Genomic DNA, 23,835 nt, shown 5'->3' with positions numbered 1-23,835 from the left:
GCGTTCGAAGGAACTACTGATGCCCACCTGTCAACCCTGTGTTTCGGCTGCCTTGCCGCAGGTAGCTTGTGCGGAGTCGAACGCCAGTGTTGCCGCGGATGCGGCGGGGAGGACATCAGCGTGACACACCTGATCGAACAACACGAGACTGTCGCGCTGCTGGATGGCCGCTATCAGCTTCACGAGCGTGTTGGCGAAGGCGGCATGGCCGAGGTGTACCGGGCCGAGGACATCATTCTCGGCCGAACCGTGGCCGTCAAACTGCTCAAGGACGACGCCGAGGTGCTCGCATCCCCCGTGCGCGCGCAGCGTGAGGTCAGTGCGCTGGCCCGGCTGAATGATCCGTCGCTGGTGACGCTGCTGGAGGCGAACCTCTCACCCGAGGGTCCCCGCTACCTGGTGATGGAATATGTCGACGGACCCACCCTCTCCCGGCTGCTCCGGGCCGGGCCATTGTCGACGCTGCAGGTGGCACGGCTGGCCGGCCAGCTCGCATCCGGGCTCAACGCGGTCCACGCCGCGGGGCTGGTGCACCGCGACGTAAAGCCGTCGAACATCCTCCTGGCTCCATCGCTGTCCCCGGCGGATTGCTTCCTCGTGAAGCTCGCCGACTTCGGGCTCGCTCAGCTCGCCGACGCGACCTCGGTCACCACCCCCGGGACGGTGCTCGGAACCGCGGCTTACCTTGCGCCGGAGCAGGTCCGAGGCGAGGCCAGCTGTCCCGCGTCTGACATCTATGCCCTCGGCTTGGTGCTACTGGAAGCCCTCACCGGCAAGCGCGCATTCAGCCACGCCTCCGGACTCGGAGAGGTCATGGCCCGTCTCATGGAGCCTCCCGCGATACCCGAGGACATCGACGCGGCCTGGGCCGAGCTGCTCACCCGGATGACGGCGTCTGACCCAGCCGCACGCCCGACCGCGCTCGAGGTCGCCCGCATCGCCCCTACGCTGCCCGCCACGACCACCAGGCCCGCGATGACCGCGCCGCTCCCCACACCGGTGGCCCCCAGGATCGTGCCCGTCCACACCCGTGGGCACGCACCCCACCCGGTCCCCGCGGCGCATCGACAGCGCCGCCACCCCGGACAACGAGCTTGGGTCGGCGCCGGCGCACTCGCGGCCGCGCTCACGGCGGCACTGGTGTGCCTTCCCTTCGTTTCGACCGGTTCCAACAATCCGGAACCGGTCGCCCCCGTCTCGGTCCAACCACTGGTGGAGGACACCAGCACGGGCTCCACCACCGGAGAGCTCGCGACTGTCGACACGTCGTCACCGGCCGGCGTCAACGCGCCCCCGCCGTCGCCCGGACCAGCGAAGGATGACCAGCCCGCAGGCGGCACCTCGTCGAAGGCCGAGCGAGAGGCTGACAAGCAGGCGGAGGCCGCGCAGCGGGACGCGGAGAAACAGGCCGAGGTCGACCAACGCGCAGCTGAGAAGGCCGCACGCGACGCGGCTCATCAGGAGAAGAAGGGCAAGTGACGCCACTGCCTCTCTCGGCAGATCTCGGTGCGTTGCACCCCGCGCCTCGGTAGCATCGCAGTAGAGCATCGGGGGCATCCTCGTGGGTATTCAGGTGTGTTATTGGGCCACTGGCCGCGGCGAACTGCTCCGCGTCGAGCTGGAGACCGTGCCGGACAGGGGCGACACCGTCACCCTGCCGAGCATCGACTTCACCGGCCGCGTGCTGCAACGCGACTTCGCGACCATCGCGGATGGCAACGAAGAGCTACTCATTCAACTCGACCCCGCGGGTAGCGCAGACCCCAGTCGGTGGGAGCAGGGACGGCGGGCGCGCGCCAGCCGGCAGTCTTTACGGCGACCCCCGCCACCGCCACACTGGGGTCAAACGGCCCCCGAGGGAGAAGCCATGGCAGCAGGAACGAGCACGGACCCGTGGGAGCTACGCACAGCGCCGGGCACCTCGGAGTACACCATGTACCGCGATGGCGACGAACTGGTGTGCCAGGTAGGCAGCACCCGCCTGACGTACCAGGCGCGGGCGATCGACGACCTCCACACCTGGTTGGTGGAGCAGGGCGACTGGGTTCCGCTCGGCGCCGCCGACGAACAGAAACCCGCCGCCGACGGCACCGTCGAAGCATGGGGGCGCTCCGACGCCAACCCCGTCGGCGGGTGGTACGGGACCCGGAAGGGCTACCGGGGCCGCTTCGGGATGTACCTGCCCCCTCTACTCGAGGAACTCGGCATGGTTGAACTCGAACACAAGCCGCGCAGCAACCGCGTGCGAGCCCTTCCGCCAAAATGACCTGGGCCACCTGAGGAGCTACGCGCTTGACCAAAGCGTTGGCAGCGGCTCGGTAGGTTCCTGGATCCTTGTCCGAGCGAGCGCTCGATCCGCATCCTCCAGCGCGCGGAGGGCGTAAGCAGTACGTTGATCGCGCGCGCGACCCACTCGCGATCGGCGACCGTACGAACCCCGGCGTCGGGGTATCCCACAATCACTTCAGTTCGCATGGCAGAGCCTGCTATCCGCCTGATCAGGGGCGGTTCGGGTATTCCACGCCCCGAGAGCCGCGCGTGCGTCCAGCGCCAGCAGGTCGACGGTAAGACCGACCGCGAGAAACACCGGGTCCCTTAGGAAAGCATCAACCGAAGACTGAACACTGTCGAATAGTACGAAGCTGAAGACAGGAGCTGCGTGGTCACGGCGCCTGTGCCGCGGCATCTCGGCCGACTCGGTGGCCGATCCTGATGCCGCTCAACGGATGCGTCATCGGGGTGACGCATCACTCGGTCGCGTTAGGAGACCGGTTCGAGCTGCGGGAACTTCCAGGTGCCGTCGAGGATCTCGGGGCGCGGGCGGTACATTCGCACGAGGTAGTTCCAGCCCTCGGTGAGGGGGAGGGTGTTCGGCAGGCTCCCATCGCCGCCGAAGCGCACGGTAACCGACCCGTCGCCGTTCTTGGTGCCGTTGATGTTGTTCACGCTGTAGGCGCCCAGCGGATTCTGTTCGAAGAAGCCCGCCGCGTTGTACAGGCTGATCGACCAGAAAGCGTCGACCGGCACGTCCTTGACCGTGATCTGATAGGTCCCCACGGGAAGGTGCGGTTCCTCGGACACATAGAACGCCTCGGTTTCGGGGAGGCCGCCCCAGCCGGCAGCGGTCCCGAGGAGGTGCTGAGTCTTGTCGACCTCGTCCTTGTCGCCGAACATGCCGTGGGTCCCGCCGTCGAGTCCCACGCGTCGAACCTCCTCGAGCACCGCCTCACGCGTCGCGGTGAACGATGGCTCGTCGTAATCGGGCATCGAGAACGGTTCGCTCGAGCCGGCCTCGATGACCAGGCCGTCCTGGATTGCGTGCACGCGCGCGAGGTCGTCAGGGTCGGTCTCGTCAAGCAGGACACGCGCCCCGAATGCAGCGTAGGGTGTGCCGATCTCCTCGGCGGTCAGGGTGTAGGTGCCCGGCTCGTGGAAAATGCGCTTGACGTAGTGGTCCTCGTCGATGACCATCACCGAGAGGTATCGCTCGCCTGACTCCGGCACGGTAAGAGTCACACCCTTCGAGGCGTCGACGACGGCGAGGCTGTAGAGGGTGTCGCGATTCATGCGGATGATGGTCTGCTGGTCGATCGGCGTGGGCACGCGGTAGTGGTTCCAGCGATTCGCCCCGCCCGCAGCGGCCTGCAGGCCGGCGAACATCCGATCAGTCTCGGCCCGCACAAAGTTCTCGTCGTCGACGATGATCGCCATCATTCCCCCAGACCGCCGTGGGCCGTCCACGAGCACAAGTCGGTTCACGCTATCGCGGTGACACCGCCCCTCGCGACATCCGCATACGCCCACCCACTCGCCGCTCAGCGAACCGAGCGTGCGGTTGAGGGTGCGCGAACGCGCGCGATGACGCCACGTGGGAGACCCTTTGGACCGAGTGGCTGCGCACGACGGCAGAGCTACGCCGGCACGTCGAGGAGGCCTTTGCTCTGAAGGACGCTTAGTGGTGATGCGAAGACACCAGACTCAGTCGCGGTAGACCCGAGCGTCCTTCCGCGGTGGGCTGGTCGTTGGTCGCTGCGCGGCGTAGCGTAGCCTGAGAGAAGAGCCTGTCGTGAACTCCTCGAAGTGCGCCGCGACGGCACTCTCGTCCCGCGAATCGATGTCGAGGTTCCCCTCCGTCGGATCGCCCACAAATCGCCCGCATTTGCTCTGACTGTGGGCGATTTTCGATGCATCTGCTTGTCGGTGCATGGCCCTGCGAACCGCGTGATTCCGCGGATTTTGCAGGTTGATGTGGAAGGGGGAATCGCCCACAGCGTCATTCGATTCCCCCCATCTCCACAGCCGTTGTCACAGAAGAAGGCCTCGAGAACCGCGTGATTACGCGGATCTCGGGGCCTTCGTTCGTAGGGACGTAAGGCGGCGAAGATTCTGCGCGACGTTGCGAGGGGTCCGCCCGTCACGCACCGCGGTGTCGAGGATGCCGGCCAATATACCGAGTCCGCGATTCACGGCCCTTGCCAGCCATCTGAGCGACCGTTCGAACCGGCGTGTGGAAAGCGCGATCACTGCGCTCGGTCACACGCCCCTCCGAGCCGCGCGTGCGCTGGCGCGCTCCCGCGCACCGCGACCGCGCCACAGTCTCTAGGAGAGGACCGGCGTGCGCGGTCACGTGTTCCAGGACGATCTTGCATCTGGTTCGCGTCGATCTTGGCCGGCGTCGGGATGCTCCGGGATGAGTGGAACGAGGAGACGGAAGATTTCGCGGAGCTGGTGTGAGGGGACAGGGGGAGTGACCATCGCGGCCCCCACGGCGAGGAGATAGGGAAGCAGGGCTGCGACGCGCGCCTCGGCATCGGTCGGGACGAGCGGGCGCCATATGGCCTCGAGTGCGCTGATGCGTGATTGGTCGATGCGCTGTTGAACTGCTCGCGCGTCCGGATCGACGGTGGACCATGAACGAACAGCCACTTCCAGCTCGGGGCGATAGATCGTTCCTTCGGCGGGGTCGAGGAGGTCGATCAAGGCACCGAGGACCGCGCGGGGCGACTTGTCGACGCTCGATGCGTGCGCGCTTGCTTCTTCGAGCGCCGCAGTGCTCATCTGCTCAATTCGAGCTAGGAGTGCGACCTTGTACGCCTCGGCGCCCTCGAAATGGTGGTGAAACGAACCCTTCGACAATCCCAGACGCGCCGCGATCTTGTCGATGCGAATTCCCGTGGATCCCTGCTCTTCCAGAACACGAACGCCCTCATCCAACCAGCGATCGCGTGCAACACTCATCCCGGGACCATACCATCCGGTATGTGCCCATCAGGCCCGCGCACCGGCGGGGCCCGCGGCGCCCGCGCCGATGATCATCGCTGATCCGCGCATCAGGTGCTCCTCATCATGCGTTGAAGGACCGCTGCTCGGACTCGTGCGGGGACAACCGCAATCAATGCCAAGGCCAACGCGTCTCTGCCGATGAGGTACCGCGGCTTAGGTGCTGCCGAGTCGGCGATATCCGCGACGAGGTCACCGATTCGTGATGCCGGCAGGGCGGATGCCATGGCCCGGGATGATTTCGCGAGTACCGCCTCCAGCGGTGCCCGGTATCGCGCGGAAAGTTCTGGTGTCATGCCGTCCAGGACCTTCATTACGTTGTGTCGACTCTCATCGAAGATCCCCGTCGCCACTGAACCGGGTTCGATGACACTCACTGCGATACCTGTTCCCGAGAGCTCCGCACGGAGAGCGTCTGCAAGAGACGCCAGCGCGGCCTTGGTGGCACCGTATCCGCCGCCGAACGGGAGAGCGACCCGCCCTTGGCCTGCACCGATGAAGACGATCTTCCCGCGGCTCGTGCGCAGCTTCGGTATCAACGCTGAGGCGAGAAGCAAGGGAGCGATCGCGTTCACCTCGAACTGGCGGCGCAGAGCAGCTGCCTGGCTCGCCTCCACCGGACCAGGAAAGGCAACCCCCGCGTTGCTGACCAGGAGATCCAGCCGTGGCTCACCGAGCACGCTGCTGACAAGGTCGTCCAGCGACGAAGGGCTGGCAAGGTCTACTCGAAGAATCGCTGTTCGGGGGAGAAGGAGCAAGGAAGATGCATCCTGATCTGGCATAGCCGTTCCAAGAACTCTCCAACCGCGATCTGCCATCGCGCGGGCAACTGCCAATCCGATGCCCGTCGCCGCTCCTGTGACCAGCGCCGTAGGGGACTCCGGGCGCAAACTTTGGGCATTCATGTCCAAACCTGCCTTTCCCATGCCTCGGATCGATATCGACCGCCGGAAGTGTGCACCCTGGAGTCAGATCACGAAGCAGAACAGTCCAGTCGCGCCGCAAATGAGGAGCATGACCGTCGCGTTGAGGTAGAGGTTGCGACCGAAGTCCTTCGCGATCACGTGCATGACGATGGCGACGAGGAAGTACACGACGAGAGCGCCGCAGGTCACCACGCCAAGAATCGGAATCCAGATGCCTGCGACGAGACCTGCAGCCGCCGCGAACTTGAGCGGCGGCATGATCCACCAGTACCGGCGCGGCCATCCCACGTCCTCGAAGCACTTGGCGACAAATGGAACCGGCCTGATACACAACAAACCGTCCACAAATTGAATAAGCGCGAGAACGACCACCGGCCACACCGGGTCGGGAACAACAGTCACGCACACCTCCCGAACGCGAGCACCGACATGCCATCCATATGGCATACCCTACCGTATGGTATGGTTGCGGTGGGCAGCGCTCGTATTCGCTGGCTCCGCAATGTGCCGCAACAGCTCGATGGGCGGCTGGTGCCGCTCGGCGAGTTGGTCGGCCTCATCGCTGCCCGGCTCGACGCCTCGGCTCACCGCAACGGCAAGGCCGTGGTGGAGTGCGGACATGGTCCCGTCATCTGTCGCGTCAGGGGCGGTCGGGCCTTCCGCCCGCACGGGGGTGAGTGTCAGTGCCTCCCTCCACGTGGCTCCGATGCTTAGCGTGGGGATATGACCGTACCGACCTTCACCCTGAACAACGGAGTCGAGATCCCCGCTATCGGCCTCGGCGTCTTCCAGACACCGCCGGCCGAGACGGTGGCAGCGGTATCTGCCGCTCTTCGCACCGGATACCGTCACATCGACACCGCAGCGGCCTATGGCAATGAACGCGAGGTCGGCCAAGGCCTCCGGGAGTCGGGCGTGGCCCGCGAGGACGTCTTCATCGAGACGAAGGTCTGGATCAGCGACTACGGGTACAACGAGACGCTGCATGCGTTCGAGAAGAGTGTCGCGAAGCTCGGCGTCGACCAGATCGACCTGTTCATCCTGCACCAGGCGTTGCCGTCCGCGTTCGACAAGACGATTGCGGCGTACCAAGCGCTCGAGACGTTGCTGACCGACGGACGGGTTCGTTCCATCGGCGTGAGCAACTTCATGCCGGAGCACCTGTCTGACCTGCTCGAACATACCGACGTGGTGCCCACGGTGAACCAGATCGAGGTGCACCCGTACTTCCAGCAGAAGCAGCTGCAGACACTCGACCGGGGACATGGCATCCTCACGCAGGCGTGGTCACCGATCGGCGGAATCACGTCCTACCGCGAATCCGGTCGACGCAGCTTCGATGAACCGGTGCTGCTTGCCATCGGTGAGCGATACGGCAAATCGGCCGCGCAGGTGATGCTCCGCTGGCACATTCAAAAGGGCATCCAGGTCATCCCCAAGTCCACCAAGCCTGACCGCATCGCGGAGAACTTCGACGTCTTCGACTTCGAACTCACCGGTGACGAGCTCGCACAGATCGACGCTCTGGACACTGGCAAGCGCGGTGGTCCCGAACCCGAAGCGATCACTCTCGAGACCTTCGGCCGGGTGATCCCCGAGGCGTAGATCGCCTACTGCCGCGCGCACAGTCCCCGGCGGCTGCGGGTGCTCGAGCGCGGATCAACCACGGACCTGACCACGTCCACGAACGGGCGTTCGAGCACACCCTCCGCCTCATGGGGGAGTTGCTTGCGAGCGCGCACGAGCGAGGCTGGCTGCGGATCGACGAGCCGCGCATCGCTGCGAATCACCTCGCCGGACTGCTCCTCTGGGTTCCGAGCAATCGGGTCATGGTGACGGGTCGATTCGATGCCATCACCGATGTTGAGCCGGCGTCCGGCCGCGAAGCCGGTATCCGCGTGTTCCTCGCAGCATATGGAGCACGTACTGATCGCGTGTGAGGGGTGCACCCCGTCGCCGCGGAGCCGCGGCGCGGTTGAGCCTCAGTCGACATGCTGCTCGGGCACTACGGCGGTGACGATCGTGTCGACGATCGCCGCGACGGCATCGGCGCCCAGCAGTTCCGGCATCGTGAGGTGGTCGAGGAGCAGTCCGCTCATCGCGAGGTAGAGCACGAGCGCGGTCGACCGGTCGCCGGGGAACCCGTGATCGACGTGGTCCGACGTCGCGATCGCGAGGTTGCCGGCGAACTGCCGGGTCACGGTCGGTGCGACGTGCGGATTCCTGGTCGCCTCGAGCCGCAGCTCGAAGAGCGCGAGGTGCGCGGCACGATCGGCGAGGGCCCGTTCGACGAGCCACATCATGAGGCCGCGCTCGCTCTCGCGCGTCGGCTCGACGGCCATGCGCGCCGCGGCCTCATCCGGATCGGGTGCGAGCCGGACGAAGACGTGCTCGGCGAGCTCGGCCAGCAACTGGTCGCGCGACGCGAAGTAGTTCGACGCGGTGCCTGGCGGCACGGCCGCCGCGCGGTCGACGGCGCCGAAGGTGAGTCCGCGGCCGCCCTCGACCGCGATCACCTCGACCGCGGCATCCAAGAGGCGGTGCCGTCGCTCCGTGTTCTTTGCCATGGCGTGATCCTCCGGTGTTGACGCGCTGACCACTATGACTATAGTGGATGGCGTACTCAACCCGAAGGACTCATGCGAAATCTCACGTACTACATCTCGCTCTCGATCGACGGCTTCATCGCCGGCCCCGGCGACGAGGTCGACTTCTTCCCCGGCTCCGACGAATACATGGCCTGGATGGTCGGCGACTACGGCGACGCCCTGCCCACCCATGCACGAGCACAACTCGGCATCGCGGACGCCCCGCTCACGCGCTTCGACACCGTCGTGATGGGCCGCCGCACGTACGAGCCCGGTCTCCAGCTCGGCATCACGTCGCCGTACTCGCACCTGCGCCAGTTCGTCGTCTCGGGCGGCCCCGAACAGCCCGATCCGGCCGTCACGATGATCTCGAGCGACCCCGTCAGCGCCGTGCGCGCACTGAAGGAGGAGGACTCGTCGCTGGACATCTACCTTGCCGGCGGCGGCGTCCTCGCGGGCCAGTTGGTCGACGAGATCGACCGGCTCGTCATCAAGCGGTACCCCGTGGTCGCCGGAGCCGGCAGGACCGCCTTCGGCCCCGAGTTCAGCCCGACCGTGTTCGGGCTCGACGGGGTGCGCTCCTTCGAAGGCGGCAACGTGGTCGAGTGGTACTCCAGGATCCGGACGGATGCCTCGGGGCCGGTCACAGTACCGGCGGCCCGCGCATGAGCATCGCCTTCGACATCCGCCACCTCGGTGGCACGCATGAGATCGACCTCTTCAACCGCATTCCGTACGCGCTGAACGACGAGATCGCCGACGACCTCGAGCAGCGGCGCCGACGCGTCGAGTGGACCTGGCTCGCAATTCACGAAGACCGCCTGCTCGGTCGACTCGCGCTCTGGAGCCCGTCAGATTCCACGGATGCCACGCAGTTCGACATCTTCGACCTCGACGACGCCCTCTCCGACGAGGACCACTGGGCGGTCGGGGCGGCCCTGCTCGACGCCGCACGCAGCGAGGTGATCGAGGGCCAGGCGACCCCGCCCGAGTTCGCCCGCTACCTGCCGGCCGACTGGCGCGAGCGCCCGGCCGAGCAACGCGCCACCGAGACGGTGATGGCCCTCCTCGAGGCATCCGGTGCCCGATTCGTGGTCGAGCGGCTCCGCCTCCAATGGGCGCCGACGGCAGGACTCCCCGCACCTGACTCCCGCCTCGCGTTCCGCGCCTTCGAGGACGACGACGAGGTGCTCGATCTGACGACGCGCGCCCTCACCGGCACGCTCGACGCGCACAGCCGCGGTGAGCTCGCCGACTCATCGCCGCGCGAGGTCGCGCGCGCCCAGTTCGAGGACGAGTTCGCGCGGTACACGACGCCTCGGGAATGGTGGCGGGTCGCCATCGATGGCGCCGGCCGGCCCGTCGGCTTCGTCTTTCCGGCGCGCAACTCCTACCACCACATCGTCGCGTACGTCGGCGTGCTCCCCGAGCATCGCGGTAACGGTTACATCGACGGCCTCCTCGCTGAGGGCACCCGCATCCTGGCCGAGGCGGGAGCGCCGCACATCCGCGCCTCGACCGACCTCGGCAACCAGCCCATGGCGAACGCGTTCGCGCGGGCCGGCTACGACACGTTCCAGCGGCTCATCAACATGGAATGGCACTGAGTAAAAGACGTTGCCCGCCGGCCGTCCACCGCAAGCGGGTCCCTCAGCGCACACTCTGGACGCCAGAAGTCGGCCCGTCCAGCGAGGTCAGGTATGAGGCGCTACTACGCATGGCGGGCAGGGGCCCGCTCACACGGTCACCTCGAACCCGAGATCGACGTCCGCAGCGGGGACGCCGTCGGACAGGCCCCAGCTCCCGGCCGGGATGTCGTGCACGATGGTCGTGACATGGCCCTTCGGAATGCCGAGCGTGTCGAGGCGATCGGCGATCTGGGCGTATAACGCTCGTTTGGCCGCCAAAGACCTGCCGGCGAAGCAGTCGATGGTCACCAGTGTGCGGTACTCGGGCTGAGGCGTCTCGGGGGAGCAGGCGAACCGGTGGGGCGCGTGGACGATCAGGCGTACGTCCTTGTCCTCAGGCGGAATTCGGAAGGCGGAGACCAACGCGGCATGCACCGCGTCGATGATCGCCACCTCCTCTTCCAACGAGTACGTGCGGCGCACTTCGATGAGCGCAGCGGGCATATAGCCACTCCCTTCGTTCAGGATCCGGCGACTCCTCGTGACAGCCAGTCGAGGCGTGGACGGTAGGCGAGATCTTGCAGCGCCACGCCCTCGAGTCGCAGAATATCGATCTCGTCGAGATTCTTCGGCATGTGTGGGCGGGCGCGGGTGTCGTGGCGCGTGCCACGGCCGCCAGGCGTGGTTAGCGGATGCGCTGGACGGTCGGGGGCTGCCAGGTCGCGTCGAGAATCGCCTGCTCCGGCCAGTACGCGCGGATGTAGACCGAGAAATCCGCCGGCGCGGGCAGCCGACGGCGTCGGCCACGGCACGTCGGCACTCGCGGAGAGCCTGTGCCCCGCCGGGGAAGTCAGAGCGAGACGTCGCTCTCGATGGCCTCGGCCAGATCGTCGACGGCTTCGGGTGCCAGTGAGACGCCAGCGGCCTCGAGTCGTTGCGCGAGCACGTGACTCACGTCATCGGACACCTTGCCGTGGTGGATGTCGTCCTCCACTTCGGCGACCACGTGCTCGATGGTCTCGATGCGATCGTCGTCCAGGGCGACGCGGAGGTCCTCGTTGTGGATGCTCATGCGCTCACCTTGGTGCGGCCGCCATGTCGGACGCACCCCCTTGACGTGAAGGCCCACGACGTGCGTCGGTCGCGGCGAGTCGTCGTCAGGGCGCGCCCCGCGGAACGAGTATCCGCCCGCGCGCTGAGAGGATGGGGGCATGACCGCAACACTCGTGACGCGCGGCCTGGCCGGCGGTCACGGCCATCGCACGCTCTTCGACTCGCTGGATCTGACGGTCGCACCGGGCGATGTGGTCGGGGTGGTCGGTGCCAACGGAGCCGGCAAGTCCACGCTGCTGCGGCTGCTCGCCGGCGTCGACGAGCCGCAGGCCGGCACCATCACGCTTTCCCCCTCCGACGCATTCGTCGGCTGGCTGCCCCAGGAGCACGAACGCGTCGACGGCGAGACCGTCGCGGATTACATCGCGCGTCGCACCGGCTGTGCACAGGCGACCAGGGAGATGGATGCCGCGGCCGCCGCCCTCGGTGATCCCGCGCCGTCGGTGAACGGCGTGGACCCCGCCGACGTCTACTCGACAGCGCTCGACCGGTGGTTGGCGAGCGGCGCTGCCGACCTCGAGGAACGGATTCCGGTCGTGCTCGCGGACCTCGGGCTGGACCTCGGCGGGGCGCCCGCCGCAGAGGCGACGATGACGTCCCTGTCGGGTGGCCAGGCCGCCCGGGTCGGACTCGCGGCCCTGCTGCTGTCTCGCTTCGACATCGCGCTGCTGGACGAGCCCACCAATGATCTCGACCTCGACGGCCTGGAACGACTCGAGGCGTTCGTGCGCGGACTGCGGGGCGGTGTGGTACTGGTCAGCCACGACCGCGAGTTCCTCGCGCGCAGCGTGACGCGCGTCCTCGAGCTCGATCTGGCGCAGCACTCGCACCGTCTCTACGGTGGCGGCTACGACGCCTACCTCGAGGAGCGCGCGACGGTCCGCCGGCACGCGCGCGAGAAGTACGACGAGTTCGCAGACAAGAAGGCCGATCTCGTCGCCCGGGCGCGCACGCAGCGTGAGTGGTCGAGCCAGGGTGTGCGCAATGCGATGAAGAAGTCGCCCGACAACGACAAGATCCGCCGCAAGGCGGCCACCGAGTCGAGCGAGAAGCAGGCGCAGAAGGTGCGCCAGATGGAGAGCCGCATCGCGCGGCTCGACGAGGTCGAGGAACCGCGCAAGGAATGGCAGCTCGAGTTCACCATCGGCGCGGCACCCCGCTCGAGCACGGTCGTCTCGACCCTGAACTCCGCCGTCTTCGAGCAGGGCTCATTCACGCTCGGGCCGGTGTCCGTGCAGGTGAACGCCGGCGACCGGATCGGCATCACGGGTCACAACGGCGCCGGCAAGTCGACTCTTCTGCGAGCCCTGCTGGGCAGGCAGGTGCCGGACCACGGCACGTCGAGCGTCGGCGTGAACGTCGAGGTCGGTGAGATCGATCAGGCCCGCTCGCTGCTGGTGGGCTCCCGGCCCCTCGCGGGCGCGTTCGAACAGCTCGTCCCCGCCATGGAAGCCGGCGAGGTGCGCACCCTGCTCGCGAAGTTCGGCCTCAAGGCCGATCACGTGAATCGACCGGTCGACGAGCTGTCACCGGGCGAGCGGACGCGTGCGGCCCTGGCGCTGCTGCAGGCGCGCGGCGTGAACGTGCTGGTGCTGGACGAGCCCACCAACCATCTCGACCTGGCTGCGATCGAACAGCTCGAGCAGGCGCTCGATTCCTACCGCGGCACACTCCTGCTGGTGACCCACGACCGGCGCATGCTCGACACCGTGCAGCTCGACCGGCACTGGCGGATCGATTCCGGGCGCCTGACGGAGCTTCACTGATCGGATCTCGGAAACAGTCGGACCGGCGCCCACAGGCGGAAGGGGTGTAGTCCCGCGCCCGCGGGTGTATCGTACGGCTGTCTGCGCCCCTCGTTGCTGACGACCCGGCGTCGGCGGGGGAACACTGGGGGTGCGACATGGCTGCGAAACTGCCGTCGTCGGGAGCGCTGCCTGAAGGCCAGCACGCGGGGTGCGACACGTCGGGTCTGATCCTCGTGCACCGCATCCTGCGCTGGCTCTACCGCGAGCTGCCGCTGCTCATCCGTGAGGTGGATGCCGGGGATGTCGAGCGCGCGGCGATCGTCGGCCGGTATGCGCACCTCGACTTCTACGCGCTGCACATGCATCACGAGACAGAGGACCTCGCGCTATGGGACCGACTCACGTCGCGGGATCCGGGGTGCGCGCTGCATGTCGATCAGATGCGTGCCCAGCACGCCGAAGTGGCAACACAGCTCGCTCGCATCGAGCCGCAGCTCGCGCCCTGGATCGCGACGGCAGACCCCGGGCTTGGAGCTGCGTTCGCCGCCGACATCGAGACCCTGCGCGACACCTTGGTGGGACATCTCCAGCAGGAGGAGGACGACATCATGCCTGTCGCCGGTGCAGTGATGTCGCAGCAGGAGTGGGACTGGATGGAGCAGCACACGCGCGAGACCTTGGCCGCCCACCGCAAGGAGCTCGGCAAGGACGTCATGGCGCTGCAGGTGGGGCTGCTGATCGCGAGTGTGCCGGAGGGTGAGCGGGAGGAGTGGATGCGCGAGAAAATCCCCGCGCCGATCCGGCTTATCTATCTCCTGCTGATGAAGCGCAAGTACGACCAGGCGATGCGGGAGCTCTATCCCGACCGCCCGGTGCCCGAGATGGCGTGACGACGATGTGGCGTCGCGTGAGGCTGGACGCACGGCTCGCTCATCCTCCTGCACGGGTATTCGCGTACCTCGCCGACCCGGCACGCTGGCCGGAGTTCGCGCCGGCTGTGGAGTTCAGACAGCGGATCGACGAGGGGCTGCCCGAGATCGGGAGCCGCTGGTGGGCGGTCGACCGCATCTTCGGTCCCTTCAAGGTGCGTTTCGCAGACGTGCTCGAGGTCATCGAGCCCCATCAGCGCGTCGTCTGGCATTCGACGTCGCCGTGGAACTCGCGGGTGGAGTACGTGTGCGCGGCCGAAGGCGAAGGCACGCGCGTTCTTGCCGACTACGAGGGCGACGTGGTGGGCTGGCTCCGGCTGGTGGCCCTGCTGCCGACCTTCGTTCTTCGGCGGATCCTGCTGCGGGACTTCCGCGGACTGAGCCGTGTACTCGACGCGGAAGCCAGGGCGGCCCCTCCTGCATCGGGGGCGTTCAGCTCAGCGGAGCGACATCCAGCGTGAACCGGTGGGCCCGCAGCCGCTCCGCCAGCTTGTCGCCCATCGCGACCATCGGCGTCAGCACGCCGGCGCGGTCGGGCAGCTCGTCGAGAGCGAGACTGAGCGCCGACTCACCCAGCATGACGCCCGTTCCGCCGTAGCCCGGATCGAACGGAGCCGCGACGCGGGTGCGCATCGGCTCACCTTCGACCGGATAGACGTCGATGTCGAGCAGGAATCGACCGTGCTCGACGGCATTCTCACCCGGCCCGCTGCCCGGCGCCGGGAGCGCGCGATCGAGGATCGCCCGGGTGGGTGCGAACGACATGGCGCCCACGAAAGCCGCCGTGCCGACACCGATCGCCCCCGCCGAAGCGAAGCCGGGGACACCCCGTCCGGTCGTGACGACCTCGCGGTAGCGCATGAGCTGGCCATAGCTCCACTCGGTCAGGTAGTTGCTCCGCTGGACGATCTGCTGGTTGTAGGCGCCCATGATGAACGGCGCCTGCCAGGTGCCCCGCTCCTTGCCCCACCCGCTGCCGGCGTGGCCCGGCAGGCGGACGGATGGGCCGGGTGTGAGCGCGTAGGGGTTGCCGATGAGGCGGCGGGCCGCGGCATCCGTCTTCGCCTCTCTCATCTGCTGACGAAGCGAGTCGATCGTCCCGCCGCTGATGCCGCCGCGCAGCGATCTCACCCGCAGCGTGGCCGCGACGATCGGCACGCCGCCGGCGGCCGCATGGGCGAGGCCGACGCCGAGGTCGGAGGGGATCGAATCGAAGCCGCAGGAATGGACGATTCTGGCGCCGCTCCTCTCTGCGACGTCGTGATTGCGCTGGATGCTCCGCGCGACGAAGATGCTCTCGCCCGACAGATCTGCGTACGAGGTGCCCTCGCGGGCGCAGGAGGCCGCGACCTCCATGCCGTAGCGCAGATAGGGACCGACCGTCGTCGCGACGACCGATGTCGACCGCGTCATTCGCGTGACGGCCGTCTCGTCGCTCGTGTCCACCTCGATGATCGGCCAGTCGACGCGCAGCTCGCGGCGTACGTCCTCCAAGCGCGAGCGTGAACGCCCGGCGAGCGCGATCCGGACGCCGCCGGGGGCCGATCGTACGAGGTGGCGGGCGGTGAACGTCCCGACGAAACCTGTCGCGCCCAGCAGGACGATGTCGTGGTCGCGCGAGTTGTCGCTCATGTCACGCGAGCCTAGGTGCGCTCGAGCGGCGTCGACACCGGGTTGCGCCTCTCGGGTGCACCGCCTAGGGCCCACGGATGGCGCGCTGGGTGTGCCCTCACTGACCGAAGCGGGAGACCAGCCGGATCACCGTCGGCAGCCCCCGAGAAGTCGCGCGGCGCCCGGTGAGGCTCTCGATCACCGGGGTCGCGTGGCCTTCCCCCTCGACCTGGTTGCCGATGAGAGCCCATCCTTCTCCGGCATCGGCGACAGAGCAGCGATGCTCCGTGGCGCGGCTGATCACCCCGGCATCATTCGGGTCGATGATCGCGCCGCTGTGCAGCGTGAGTTCGAACCGGCGGGGTTCCGGCGTGGCTCCGTGCTCGTCGACGATCGCCGCCAGCTCGGACAGCGGGATCCAGAGGATGTCCCGCTCATGGCCCGACCGCGCCGCGACGGCGTCCGCCGCCTGTTCGACCACCGATGCGGGCTGGTCGGAGTCGAACAGGATGGTGCCGTTGCTCTGGAAGGTCTGGATGCCGGGGCACCCGGCGTCGGCGAACCCCGCCACGATGTCGCCCGTCGAGGGGTGGCCACGCTGACCCTGATTGACGTTCCGCATGAACGCGACGCACCGCATGAGCCGAGCGTAGACGGCGGCACCGACGGAACGGACGACGGGATTCCGCGACGCGGCGATGCAGGTGTCAGCGTGCGCCCGTTGTGACGTGATGCCTCAGACAGCGCGGCTCATGAGCGCACCTGGTCGGTCGGCCGCACGAGGATCTCGTTCACGGAGATGTGAGCCGGCTGACTCAGCGCATAGACGACGGCCTCCGCGACATCCTCCGGGGCAAGCGGGCGCATGGACTGGCCGATCTCCGCAGCCGCAGCCCGCATGACGGGATCGGTGATGTGGTCGGTCAGCTCAGTGGCGACGAAGCCGGGCTGGATCACGATCACCCGCACCCCCAGTGCTGTCACCTCCTGCCGGAGCGACTCCGAGAACGCGGTGATGCCGAACTTGGTCGCGGCGTATGCGCCGCTGCCGAGAGACGCCGTGCGGCCTGCCGTCGAAGAGACCTGCACCACCGCGCCCTTCGAGGCGATCAGGTGGGGGAGCGCGGAGTGCACGGCGAACATCGAGCCGAGCAGGTTCGTCTGCACCATCCGCACCCACTCACGAGTGTCGGCGCCGACGATCATGCCGCTCTGCATCAGCCCGGCGTTGTTGACGAGTGCGTCGAGGCGGCCGAACTTCTCGACGACGGCGGCGACGGCATCCGTGACCGACTGCTCGTCGGCGACATCGAGATGCACGGCGAGCATCTCACCCGGCGCGGACTCGACGAGCTCCTTGAGCCGGTCGACCCGGCGCGCTCCGGCCGCGACCGTCACCCCGGCGCGTGAGAGGGCGAGCGCGGTGGCACGACCGATTCCCGAGGAGGCACCGGTGACGAGTGCGACCTTTCCCTGCAGATCCGATGACATTGCTTCTCCTTCGTGGGTCATGGGGTTCCGGCGCCGTCGCCCGGCGGCTCGGCGACGTCGAGGACAGCCTCGGCGAAGGCGTGCGGTGCTTCGGCGGGCAAGTGGTGTCCCGCGCCCGGGATCTGTCGATGCCTGCGCGGGCCGGTGAAGAACCTGTCGTGCTGCGAGCCGTCCGTCGCGGGGAAGTTCCCGTCGGCGGTGCCGTCGAGGGTGATCGTGGGAACCGTGATCGGCGGCAGCGCGGCGAGGCGGCGCTCGAGGTCGACGTGCTGAGGGGCACCGGGTTCGAGACCGAGCCGGTGACGGTACGAGTGGATGACCACGTCGACGTAGTCGGGATTGTCGAACGCTGCGGCAGCGCGGGCGAGGTCTGCGTCGTCGAACGCCCACGCGGGGGAGTTGCGGCGCCAGATGACGTCGGCGATCCCCCTCGGGTCCTGCGAGAGGCCGGCGCGGCCGCGCTCGGTCGCGAAGTACCAGAAGTACCAGAACCCGGCTTCGAGACCGGGCGGGAGCGGGATGCCGGCTGCCGAGATGTCTTGGATCAGGTACCCGTTGACCGACACCAGTCCTGCCACACGCTCGGGCCAGAGCGCCGCGACGACGCACGCGGCACGAGCGCCCCAGTCGTAGCCCGCGAGGATCGGCTGCTCCAGGTCGAGCGCGTCGATGAAGGCGAACAGGTCGGATCCGAGCGCCGCCTGCTGTCCGGAGCGGATCGTGCGCCCCTCGCGGAACGACGTCGGACCATGTCCGCGGAGATAGGGGACGAGCACCCGGTAGCCGGCCTCCGTCAGCAGCGGCACGACGTCCACGTAGCTGTGGATGTCGTACGGGAAGCCGTGGAGCAGCACGACCGGCTCCGCGGCGGGATCACCGGCGTCGATGTAGCCGACGGTGAGCTCGCCGGCGTCGACGCTTCGGAGGGGAGTGCGGAATGAGGTGAGCATGTGAGGCCTCTCGGATGGGGCGGCGCCCCGGAGACCGACGGTCATCCGGGGCGCCGCGGTCTGTCACGCTGCTGCGGCGAGGCTCGCGACGTAGGCCTTGGCCGCCTCGGCGATCGTCGCGGCGACCGCGGCGGGCTCCGACACCGAGATGGCGTGCGAAGCGCCGGCGATCTCGTGCGTGCCCCTCGAGGCGGCGCGCTCGGCACCGGCGCGGTGCACGGCGACCGGGATGTTGAGGTCCTTCTCGCCGAAGACGTGCCAGGAGGGGATGTCGCGCCAGGCCGGGCGCTCGGTCGGCAGACCCTCCGTCAGTGCGGCCTGAGTGACCGGGCGCTGCGTGGCGGCCATCAGAGCGGCGACCTCGGCCGAGACGTCGGCGGCGAACTGGTGGTGGAAGAGCTCCGGACGGATGATGAACTCGTCGCCTCCGCTCGACACCGGGTACGCGGCGAGCGCGTCACCCAATGTGCTGCCGGGCGCGCTGCTGGACAGATCGAACGCACTCTGGCCGGTCTCGGGCACGAACGCCCCGGCGTAGACGAGGCCGACGACGGCGTCATTGCCCGCAGCCGCCTCGGTGATGATGAGTCCGGCATACGAGTGGCCGACGAGGATGATCGGGCCCTCGATCGAAGCGAGCACGTCGCGCACGTAGGCGGCGTCGCCGGCCAGGCTGCGCAGCGGGTTGGCGACCGCGACCGCCGTCACGTCATGCTGCTGCAGCTGGGCGATGACGCCGTTCCACGAGGACGACTCGGCGAACGCGCCGTGGACGAGGACGATGGTGGGCTTCTGCTCGGACATGTCTGTTCCTTTCGAGGTGGACGTGCGGTGTTGTCAACCAAGACCAGCCGCCGTCCGCAGTTGTGACCGCGCAACCGAAATCCGGCGAAACGTGGCAGACCTGTCACACATGGCCGCGGCATCCGGTCTCAGCTGTGAACGTGCGCGTTCCCGCGCGCGATGAACAGAGAGGGTTCGACATGAGGATCGCTGTCATCGGGGGAACAGGTCTGATCGGTTCACGGGTCGTGGCCCGATTGCAGGCGACCGGGCACGATGTCGTCGTCGTCGCGAGGGCGGCCGGCGTCAACTCGTTCACGGGGGAGGGTCTGGCGGACGCGCTCGCCGGAGCCGAGACCATCGTCGACGTCTCCAACTCGTCGTACACCGATGAGGAAGGCGCTCGGGAGTTCTTCTCCGGCTCGACTCTCAACCTGCTGACGTATGGCGCCGCCGCGGGGGTGCGCCACCACCTCGTGCTGTCGGTGGTCGGCACCGACCGACTCGCGCGTTCAGAGGGGGGATACTTCCAGGCCAAGGCAGAGCAGGAACGTCTGCTGACGGCATCCGGTCGCCCGTTCTCGATCGTGCACGCCACGCAGTTCTTCGAATTCATCCGCAGCATCACGGATGCCGCGACCCGCAGTGGCGTCGCACACGTCGCCGACGCGCTCATCCAGCCGATGGCCGCCGACGATGTCGCCGCGGCGGTGGCACGCGCCGCCGTTGCTCGGCCGACGGGCGGGGTGACCGAGCACGGCGGCCCCGAGGTGTTCGAGCTCGGCTATCTCGCCCAGCGTGAGCTGCGGTTCCGTCGCGACGAGCGAGAGGTGGTCGCAGACCCGCTCGCGACCTACTTCGGTGCGCAGCTCGATCGGTGGGAGCTGCTGCCGGGCCACGACGCCACCATCGCACCGACGCGCTTCCACGACTGGCAGGCGGCGCCGCACGCGGGCGACGACCTCCTGCTGCCGGCACCCGCGGGCGTACGCTGAGCGCGGCGAGAGGAGCGGCGGCCATGACCGGACAGACATCCGAGACCGACGACCACGTTGACGACATCGTGCAGGCGGTCGCCGTCTTCGACCAGCACCGGCGCCGCATCTTCGGCATCGCCTACCGCATGCTCGGCACGGTGGCGGACGCCGAGGACATCGTCCAGGAGACCTGGATCCGGTGGCAGAACGCCGATCGGGCTGACATCCGCGAGCCCGCTGCGTTCCTCGCGACGGTGGCCACGCGGCTCTCCATCAATGCGACCCAGTCCGCGCACGCGCGTCGTGAGACGTACATCGGGCCGTGGTTGCCCGAGCCGGTCAACACCGACGACGACCCTGCCCTCGGCGCCGAACGCGGCGAAGCACTGCAGTTCGCGATCCTGCTCGTGCTCGAGAAGCTCACGCCGACCGAGCGCGCGGCGTACATCCTGCGCGAGGCGCTCGACTATCCCTACGAGCGGATCGCCGACGTCATCGGCGCCACCGTGGCGAGCGCCCGTCAGCTCGTCAGCCGGGCACGCAAGCATCTCTCGTCGGCTCGCAGAGCGGAGGTCGCCGCCGCCGAGCAGCGGCGGCTGCTCGAGGCCTTCCTCGTGGCCGCGCAGCAGGGCGACGTGACAGGTCTCGAGCGTCTCTTCGCGGAGGACGTCGTCAGCACCACCGACGGCAACGGCGTCAAACTGGCGGCCCGCATTCCTGTGGCCGGCCGCAGCCGCGTCGCGAAGTTCGTCGCGGCGTTCTCGAGCCACTTCTGGATCGGCAAGACCATCGACTGGGTCGAGCTCAACGGACAGCCCGCGGCGACGATCTCCGAGGACGGGGTCGTCACCACGGTGGCGATGATCACCGCGTCGGAGGAGGGCATCCGTCAGATCCACTGGGTGATGAGCCCCGACAAGCTCGGGCACGTCGCCCCGGTCGGGGCGTGACCAGACGACGTCGCGCGTCGTGGCTGCACGTCTGTCCGCGGGGTTCGAGGGCGAGCGCCGTGCAGCACGAGCGCGTCGCGCGCGCGCTCGTCGCCGCTGTCGAGAGCGGTGACCCCGGGGCGCTGAGGGCGATGATGCACCCGGGCGTCGAGTTGACCGTCGACGGAGGCGGCGTCGTGCCCGCGCCGCCCGCGGCGCTTCGCGGGGCGCACGAGGTCTCGCGCCATCTGTCCGGAGTGCTGCTCGACTCCGAGGTGTCGGTGCGTATCGCGTCGGTGAATGGGATGCCGGGGCTTGTCGTCTGCCGACGTGGGGAGGTCACGGGCGTCCTGGGCATGCGCGCGCGCGGCCGTCTGATCGTGCAGGCATGGCTCGTGGTGAACCCCGGCAAACTGACGCGCTGGCGCGCGGAGTGACGCGGCTGTCACAGATCGAGCGCCCGAACTGTCGTAGCTGATGAGCGCACACCTCTCCCCGCGCTCTTCGAACGAAAGGCACATCATGGCAAAGATCGTCGTCATCGGCGGCTCGGGACTGATCGGCTCGAAGGTCGTCGCGAAGCTCACCGAGCACGGGCACGAGGCCGTACCGGCGTCGCCGAATTCGGGCGTCAACACGATCACCGGTGAGGGTCTCGCCGAGGTGCTGCAGGGCGCGGAGGTCGTGGTCGACGTCTCGAACTCGCCATCGTTCGCACCCGACGACGTGATGGAGTTCTTCACCACCTCCACGAACAACCTCGTCGCGGCTTCGCGTGAGGCCGGCGTCGGACACTACGTGGCCCTCACGATCGTCGGCACCGACCGGCCCAACAACATCGACTACTTCGCGGCGAAGGAGGCGCAGGAGAAGCTCATCCGCGAGTCGGGGATTCCGTACTCGCTCGTGCACGCGACGCAGTTCTTCGAGTTCATCGGTGGCATCGCCACTGTGTCGGGCAACGGCGACGGCATCCACCTGCCGAACAACCTCATGCAGCCGATCGCCGCCGAGGATGTCGCGACGGCCGTCGCGCGCACCGCTGCCGGCGCACCGCTGAACGCCGACGTCGAGATCGCCGGCCCCGAGGTCATGGGACTCGACGAGCTGGTCCGCCGTGGTCTGGCGTTCCGTGGCGACCCCCGCGAGGTCGTGACCGACCCGGATGCCCCTTACTTCGGTGCACGCATGCAGGAGCGCACCCTCATGCCGGTCGACGGTGTGCAGGTGTTCGCCACGACGCTGGACGAGTGGCTGCCGGCGAACCCGCCGCGCGACTGAAGCGGTGATGAGCGGCCCGGGCTACCTATCGGTGGTCCGGGCCGTCGTCCTGACCGGTCAGCGCACGGAACCCATCGGAGTGTTCGGGCGGATCCGGCCGCGGCCGAAGGGCAGCGCCGGGGCCGAGTACCGAAGTGCGGGCGGATGGGTCGGCTCGAGGGCGAACTCGGCCTGACCGAACCGCCACATCCGGTTGAACAGGAACACTCCGACCACCACGGTCTCGTCGGCCGGAACCTGCCAGGTGCCGAGTCCCCACTGCGCCGGCTGGCCGCGACCGGCGATCACCAGAGTCGGCTTGATCCGGCCGTAGAGGGCGAACCAGGGCTTGTGCAGGGTCAGCTCGATGCGGCGAGTCGCGGTGCCGGCGGTGCTCATGCGGATCGGACCGCGAACCCGCGGCGGCGCGGTCGGCTGCGGATGCCTCGTCGGTTCACTCGGGTCGCCTCTCGTGGTCAGCTCCCAGGCTAGCCGCCGGTCAGGCTGCCGCCGACCGAGGTGCGGTGGCCAACGGTAGCCGGGGGTCCACCCGGGAATTCGTTCGAGGCATGCTGGGCTATAACACCGAGTGGCGGCTCAACCGGCCGTCATGAATCTCGTTAGGAGCACCACCGTGCGCGCACTCATCCATTCCACCTTCGGCGATGCGACCGACGTTCTCGAGGTCGGCGAGCGACCGCTCCCCGAGCCGGGTCCGGGTCAGGTGCGGGTGCGCACGGTGCTTTCTCCGATCCACAACCACGACCTGTGGACGATCCGCGGCACCTACGGCTTCAAGCCCGAGTTGCCTGCGGCTGCGGGAACCGAGGCCTACGGCGTCGTCGACGCGCTCGGAGAGGGCGTCGAGCAGCTGCAGGTCGGGCAGCGCGTCGCCACAGGTGGCACGTTCGGCGTGTGGAGCGAGTACTTCGTGACCAAGGCGGCAGGCCTCGTGCCCGTGCCCGACTCCGTCGACGATGAGACCGCTGCGCAGCTCATCTCCATGCCCTTCAGCGCGCTGAGCCTGCTGGACTCCCTCGATGTGAAGCCGGGCGACTGGATCGTGCAGAACACCGCCAACGGCGCCGTCGGTAAGCTCGTAGCCCAGTTCGCCGCGGCGCGCGGCGTGCGCGTCCTCGGGCTCGTGCGGCGCGACGCGGGTGTGGCGGAGCTGGCCGGCCTCGGCATCCACGATGTCGTCTCGACCGAGTCCGACGACTGGCGTGAGCGCGCCGCAGAGTTGCTGGGCGAGAATGCGCCGCGCGCGGCCGTGGACTCGGTCGGCGGCGACGCGGCCGGCGACCTCCTGTCGCTGCTGGGCGAAGGCGGCACTCTAGTGTCGTTCGGCTCGATGGGGTCGAGCACCCTGAAGCTGTCGGCCGGCGACCTGATCTTCAAGCAGGCCACGGTGAAGGGCTTCTGGGGCAGCACGGTGAGCCGGACGATGGATGCCGCCACCCGCGGCGCCCTGTTCGCCGAGCTCGTGCAGCGGATCGGGTCGGGTGAGGTCGCGCTTCCGGTGGATGCCGTCTACCCCTTCGAAGAGGCGCGGGCCGCCGCGGCGGCGAGCGCCGTGCCGGGACGTGTCGGCAAGGTGCTGCTCCGCTTCTGAGCGACTTCGT

Annotated in this window: 27 protein-coding genes; 14 read left to right on the top strand and 13 right to left on the bottom strand. The window is 68.2% G+C overall.

Features of this window, described 5'->3' with window-relative positions; all coding sequences use genetic code 11:
- Positions 1-120: 120 nt before the first annotated feature.
- Positions 121-1,479: a protein kinase domain-containing protein gene (locus ACI3KY_RS02230; protein WP_404928576.1), complete on the top strand. Its 1,359-nt coding sequence runs from the start codon at positions 121-123 to the stop codon at positions 1,477-1,479.
- Positions 1,480-1,561: 82 nt separating this feature from the next.
- Positions 1,562-2,266, top strand: a complete 705-nt coding sequence (locus tag ACI3KY_RS02225; RefSeq protein ID WP_404928574.1) for a DUF6855 family protein — start codon at positions 1,562-1,564, stop codon at positions 2,264-2,266.
- A gap of 494 nt (positions 2,267-2,760) precedes the next feature.
- On the opposite strand, the gene ACI3KY_RS02220 is transcribed toward ACI3KY_RS02225, so the two are convergent.
- The 4 genes from ACI3KY_RS02220 to ACI3KY_RS02205 all read right to left on the bottom strand — a co-directional run bounded on the left by ACI3KY_RS02220 (position 2,761) and on the right by ACI3KY_RS02205 (position 6,608).
- Positions 2,761-3,714: a DUF1214 domain-containing protein gene (locus tag ACI3KY_RS02220; RefSeq protein ID WP_404928573.1), complete on the bottom strand. Its 954-nt coding sequence runs from the start codon at positions 3,712-3,714 to the stop codon at positions 2,761-2,763.
- A gap of 909 nt (positions 3,715-4,623) precedes the next feature.
- Positions 4,624-5,238: a TetR/AcrR family transcriptional regulator gene (locus ACI3KY_RS02215; RefSeq protein ID WP_404928572.1), complete on the bottom strand. Its 615-nt coding sequence runs from the start codon at positions 5,236-5,238 to the stop codon at positions 4,624-4,626.
- Positions 5,239-5,330: 92 nt separating this feature from the next.
- Positions 5,331-6,185 carry an SDR family NAD(P)-dependent oxidoreductase gene (locus tag ACI3KY_RS02210; RefSeq protein ID WP_404928570.1) on the bottom strand — a complete coding sequence of 285 codons (855 nt, stop codon included), beginning with the start codon at positions 6,183-6,185 and terminating at the stop codon, positions 5,331-5,333.
- Positions 6,186-6,248: 63 nt separating this feature from the next.
- Positions 6,249-6,608: a DoxX family protein gene (locus tag ACI3KY_RS02205; protein WP_404928569.1), complete on the bottom strand. Its 360-nt coding sequence runs from the start codon at positions 6,606-6,608 to the stop codon at positions 6,249-6,251.
- 321 nt (positions 6,609-6,929) lie between these two features.
- Between ACI3KY_RS02205 and ACI3KY_RS02200 the strand changes: the two genes are divergently transcribed.
- Positions 6,930-7,811 carry an aldo/keto reductase gene (locus ACI3KY_RS02200; protein ID WP_404928568.1) on the top strand — a complete coding sequence of 294 codons (882 nt, stop codon included), beginning with the start codon at positions 6,930-6,932 and terminating at the stop codon, positions 7,809-7,811.
- An 8-nt stretch (positions 7,812-7,819) separates the two neighbouring features.
- On the top strand, positions 7,820-8,146 hold the full coding sequence (locus tag ACI3KY_RS02195) for a TetR/AcrR family transcriptional regulator C-terminal domain-containing protein (RefSeq protein WP_404928587.1): 327 nt from the start codon (positions 7,820-7,822) through the stop codon (positions 8,144-8,146).
- Between the two features lie 42 nt (positions 8,147-8,188).
- Here the strand turns inward: ACI3KY_RS02195 and ACI3KY_RS02190 are convergent, their stop codons facing one another.
- The gene (locus tag ACI3KY_RS02190; RefSeq protein ID WP_404928567.1) at positions 8,189-8,773 is read right to left on the bottom strand and encodes a TetR/AcrR family transcriptional regulator; all 585 of its coding nucleotides are present in this window, start codon (positions 8,771-8,773) and stop codon (positions 8,189-8,191) included.
- Between the two features lie 72 nt (positions 8,774-8,845).
- On the opposite strand from ACI3KY_RS02190, the gene ACI3KY_RS02185 reads away from it, so the two are divergent.
- Together ACI3KY_RS02185 and ACI3KY_RS02180 are read left to right on the top strand one after the other, a co-directional pair.
- Positions 8,846-9,463 (top strand): dihydrofolate reductase family protein, encoded by a 618-nt coding sequence (locus ACI3KY_RS02185; protein ID WP_404928566.1) that lies wholly within the window; start codon positions 8,846-8,848, stop codon positions 9,461-9,463.
- Complete coding sequence (locus ACI3KY_RS02180) at positions 9,460-10,401, top strand: GNAT family N-acetyltransferase (RefSeq protein ID WP_404928565.1); 942 nt, start codon at positions 9,460-9,462, stop codon at positions 10,399-10,401. Before ACI3KY_RS02185 ends, ACI3KY_RS02180 begins: the two co-directional genes overlap by 4 nt.
- Before the next feature lie 129 nt (positions 10,402-10,530).
- Here the strand turns inward: ACI3KY_RS02180 and ACI3KY_RS02175 are convergent, their stop codons facing one another.
- Positions 10,531-10,926: a tautomerase family protein gene (locus ACI3KY_RS02175; protein WP_404928564.1), complete on the bottom strand. Its 396-nt coding sequence runs from the start codon at positions 10,924-10,926 to the stop codon at positions 10,531-10,533.
- A gap of 346 nt (positions 10,927-11,272) precedes the next feature.
- Complete coding sequence (locus ACI3KY_RS02170; RefSeq protein ID WP_404928563.1) at positions 11,273-11,494, bottom strand: hypothetical protein; 222 nt, start codon at positions 11,492-11,494, stop codon at positions 11,273-11,275.
- Positions 11,495-11,633: 139 nt separating this feature from the next.
- Between ACI3KY_RS02170 and ACI3KY_RS02165 the strand changes: the two genes are divergently transcribed.
- From ACI3KY_RS02165 to ACI3KY_RS02155, 3 genes are all read left to right on the top strand, one after another.
- A complete protein-coding gene (locus ACI3KY_RS02165) occupies positions 11,634-13,301 on the top strand; it encodes an ABC-F family ATP-binding cassette domain-containing protein (protein WP_404928562.1) in 1,668 nt (555 codons plus the stop codon).
- 215 nt (positions 13,302-13,516) lie between these two features.
- Positions 13,517-14,173, top strand: a complete 657-nt coding sequence (locus tag ACI3KY_RS02160; RefSeq protein WP_404928561.1) for a hemerythrin domain-containing protein — start codon at positions 13,517-13,519, stop codon at positions 14,171-14,173.
- 17 nt (positions 14,174-14,190) lie between these two features.
- Positions 14,191-14,673: an SRPBCC family protein gene (locus tag ACI3KY_RS02155; protein ID WP_404928560.1), complete on the top strand. Its 483-nt coding sequence runs from the start codon at positions 14,191-14,193 to the stop codon at positions 14,671-14,673.
- Here ACI3KY_RS02155 and ACI3KY_RS02150 read toward each other — a convergent pair.
- The 5 genes from ACI3KY_RS02150 to ACI3KY_RS02130 form a co-directional block, all read right to left on the bottom strand.
- Entirely contained in the window at positions 14,645-15,844 is a 1,200-nt protein-coding gene (locus ACI3KY_RS02150) for a saccharopine dehydrogenase family protein (protein WP_404928559.1), read from the bottom strand. The genes ACI3KY_RS02155 and ACI3KY_RS02150 overlap by 29 nt on opposite strands.
- Before the next feature lie 97 nt (positions 15,845-15,941).
- The gene (locus tag ACI3KY_RS02145) at positions 15,942-16,463 is read right to left on the bottom strand and encodes a DUF1697 domain-containing protein (protein ID WP_404928558.1); all 522 of its coding nucleotides are present in this window, start codon (positions 16,461-16,463) and stop codon (positions 15,942-15,944) included.
- A gap of 110 nt (positions 16,464-16,573) precedes the next feature.
- Complete coding sequence (locus ACI3KY_RS02140; RefSeq protein WP_404928557.1) at positions 16,574-17,314, bottom strand: SDR family NAD(P)-dependent oxidoreductase; 741 nt, start codon at positions 17,312-17,314, stop codon at positions 16,574-16,576.
- 17 nt (positions 17,315-17,331) lie between these two features.
- Positions 17,332-18,264, bottom strand: coding sequence for an alpha/beta fold hydrolase (locus tag ACI3KY_RS02135; protein WP_404928556.1), 933 nt, complete (start codon positions 18,262-18,264; stop codon positions 17,332-17,334).
- Between the two features lie 63 nt (positions 18,265-18,327).
- Entirely contained in the window at positions 18,328-19,068 is a 741-nt protein-coding gene (locus tag ACI3KY_RS02130; protein WP_404928555.1) for an alpha/beta fold hydrolase, read from the bottom strand.
- Between the two features lie 179 nt (positions 19,069-19,247).
- On the opposite strand from ACI3KY_RS02130, the gene ACI3KY_RS02125 reads away from it, so the two are divergent.
- From ACI3KY_RS02125 to ACI3KY_RS02110, 4 genes are all read left to right on the top strand, one after another.
- Complete coding sequence (locus tag ACI3KY_RS02125) at positions 19,248-20,042, top strand: SDR family oxidoreductase (RefSeq protein ID WP_404928554.1); 795 nt, start codon at positions 19,248-19,250, stop codon at positions 20,040-20,042.
- Between the two features lie 23 nt (positions 20,043-20,065).
- Complete coding sequence (locus tag ACI3KY_RS02120) at positions 20,066-20,974, top strand: RNA polymerase sigma-70 factor (protein ID WP_404928553.1); 909 nt, start codon at positions 20,066-20,068, stop codon at positions 20,972-20,974.
- Positions 20,975-21,033: 59 nt separating this feature from the next.
- Positions 21,034-21,390 carry a hypothetical protein gene (locus ACI3KY_RS02115; RefSeq protein ID WP_404928551.1) on the top strand — a complete coding sequence of 119 codons (357 nt, stop codon included), beginning with the start codon at positions 21,034-21,036 and terminating at the stop codon, positions 21,388-21,390.
- An 85-nt stretch (positions 21,391-21,475) separates the two neighbouring features.
- Positions 21,476-22,234, top strand: coding sequence for an SDR family oxidoreductase (locus tag ACI3KY_RS02110; protein WP_404928550.1), 759 nt, complete (start codon positions 21,476-21,478; stop codon positions 22,232-22,234).
- Positions 22,235-22,291: 57 nt separating this feature from the next.
- On the opposite strand, the gene ACI3KY_RS02105 is transcribed toward ACI3KY_RS02110, so the two are convergent.
- The gene (locus ACI3KY_RS02105) at positions 22,292-22,612 is read right to left on the bottom strand and encodes a hypothetical protein (protein WP_404928549.1); all 321 of its coding nucleotides are present in this window, start codon (positions 22,610-22,612) and stop codon (positions 22,292-22,294) included.
- Between the two features lie 235 nt (positions 22,613-22,847).
- Here ACI3KY_RS02105 and ACI3KY_RS02100 point away from each other — a divergent pair, with 235 nt between their 5' ends.
- Positions 22,848-23,825: a zinc-binding dehydrogenase gene (locus ACI3KY_RS02100; RefSeq protein ID WP_404928548.1), complete on the top strand. Its 978-nt coding sequence runs from the start codon at positions 22,848-22,850 to the stop codon at positions 23,823-23,825.
- Positions 23,826-23,835: the final 10 nt, after the last annotated feature.

Origin of the sequence: Microbacterium sp. ZW T2_14, assembly GCF_044987405.1 — a bacterium.
GTDB lineage: Bacteria > Actinomycetota > Actinomycetes > Actinomycetales > Microbacteriaceae > Microbacterium.
This window is presented reverse-complemented; position numbering and strand designations above follow the sequence as displayed.

Coding starts and splice junctions, on each gene's coding strand:
- ACI3KY_RS02220 (WP_404928573.1), bottom strand. CDS start 3,714: ATGATGGCGATCATCGTCGACGACGAGAACTTTGTGCGGGCCGAGACT.
- ACI3KY_RS02215 (WP_404928572.1), bottom strand. CDS start 5,238: ATGAGTGTTGCACGCGATCGCTGGTTGGATGAGGGCGTTCGTGTTCTG.
- ACI3KY_RS02210 (WP_404928570.1), bottom strand. CDS start 6,185: ATGAATGCCCAAAGTTTGCGCCCGGAGTCCCCTACGGCGCTGGTCACA.
- ACI3KY_RS02200 (WP_404928568.1), top strand. CDS start 6,930: ATGACCGTACCGACCTTCACCCTGAACAACGGAGTCGAGATCCCCGCT.
- ACI3KY_RS02190 (WP_404928567.1), bottom strand. CDS start 8,773: ATGGCAAAGAACACGGAGCGACGGCACCGCCTCTTGGATGCCGCGGTC.
- ACI3KY_RS02185 (WP_404928566.1), top strand. CDS start 8,846: ATGCGAAATCTCACGTACTACATCTCGCTCTCGATCGACGGCTTCATC.
- ACI3KY_RS02180 (WP_404928565.1), top strand. CDS start 9,460: ATGAGCATCGCCTTCGACATCCGCCACCTCGGTGGCACGCATGAGATC.
- ACI3KY_RS02175 (WP_404928564.1), bottom strand. CDS start 10,926: ATGCCCGCTGCGCTCATCGAAGTGCGCCGCACGTACTCGTTGGAAGAG.
- ACI3KY_RS02170 (WP_404928563.1), bottom strand. CDS start 11,494: ATGAGCATCCACAACGAGGACCTCCGCGTCGCCCTGGACGACGATCGC.
- ACI3KY_RS02165 (WP_404928562.1), top strand. CDS start 11,634: ATGACCGCAACACTCGTGACGCGCGGCCTGGCCGGCGGTCACGGCCAT.
- ACI3KY_RS02150 (WP_404928559.1), bottom strand. CDS start 15,844: ATGAGCGACAACTCGCGCGACCACGACATCGTCCTGCTGGGCGCGACA.
- ACI3KY_RS02145 (WP_404928558.1), bottom strand. CDS start 16,463: ATGCGGTGCGTCGCGTTCATGCGGAACGTCAATCAGGGTCAGCGTGGC.
- ACI3KY_RS02140 (WP_404928557.1), bottom strand. CDS start 17,314: ATGTCATCGGATCTGCAGGGAAAGGTCGCACTCGTCACCGGTGCCTCC.
- ACI3KY_RS02135 (WP_404928556.1), bottom strand. CDS start 18,264: ATGCTCACCTCATTCCGCACTCCCCTCCGAAGCGTCGACGCCGGCGAG.
- ACI3KY_RS02130 (WP_404928555.1), bottom strand. CDS start 19,068: ATGTCCGAGCAGAAGCCCACCATCGTCCTCGTCCACGGCGCGTTCGCC.
- ACI3KY_RS02125 (WP_404928554.1), top strand. CDS start 19,248: ATGAGGATCGCTGTCATCGGGGGAACAGGTCTGATCGGTTCACGGGTC.
- ACI3KY_RS02120 (WP_404928553.1), top strand. CDS start 20,066: ATGACCGGACAGACATCCGAGACCGACGACCACGTTGACGACATCGTG.
- ACI3KY_RS02110 (WP_404928550.1), top strand. CDS start 21,476: ATGGCAAAGATCGTCGTCATCGGCGGCTCGGGACTGATCGGCTCGAAG.
- ACI3KY_RS02105 (WP_404928549.1), bottom strand. CDS start 22,612: ATGAGCACCGCCGGCACCGCGACTCGCCGCATCGAGCTGACCCTGCAC.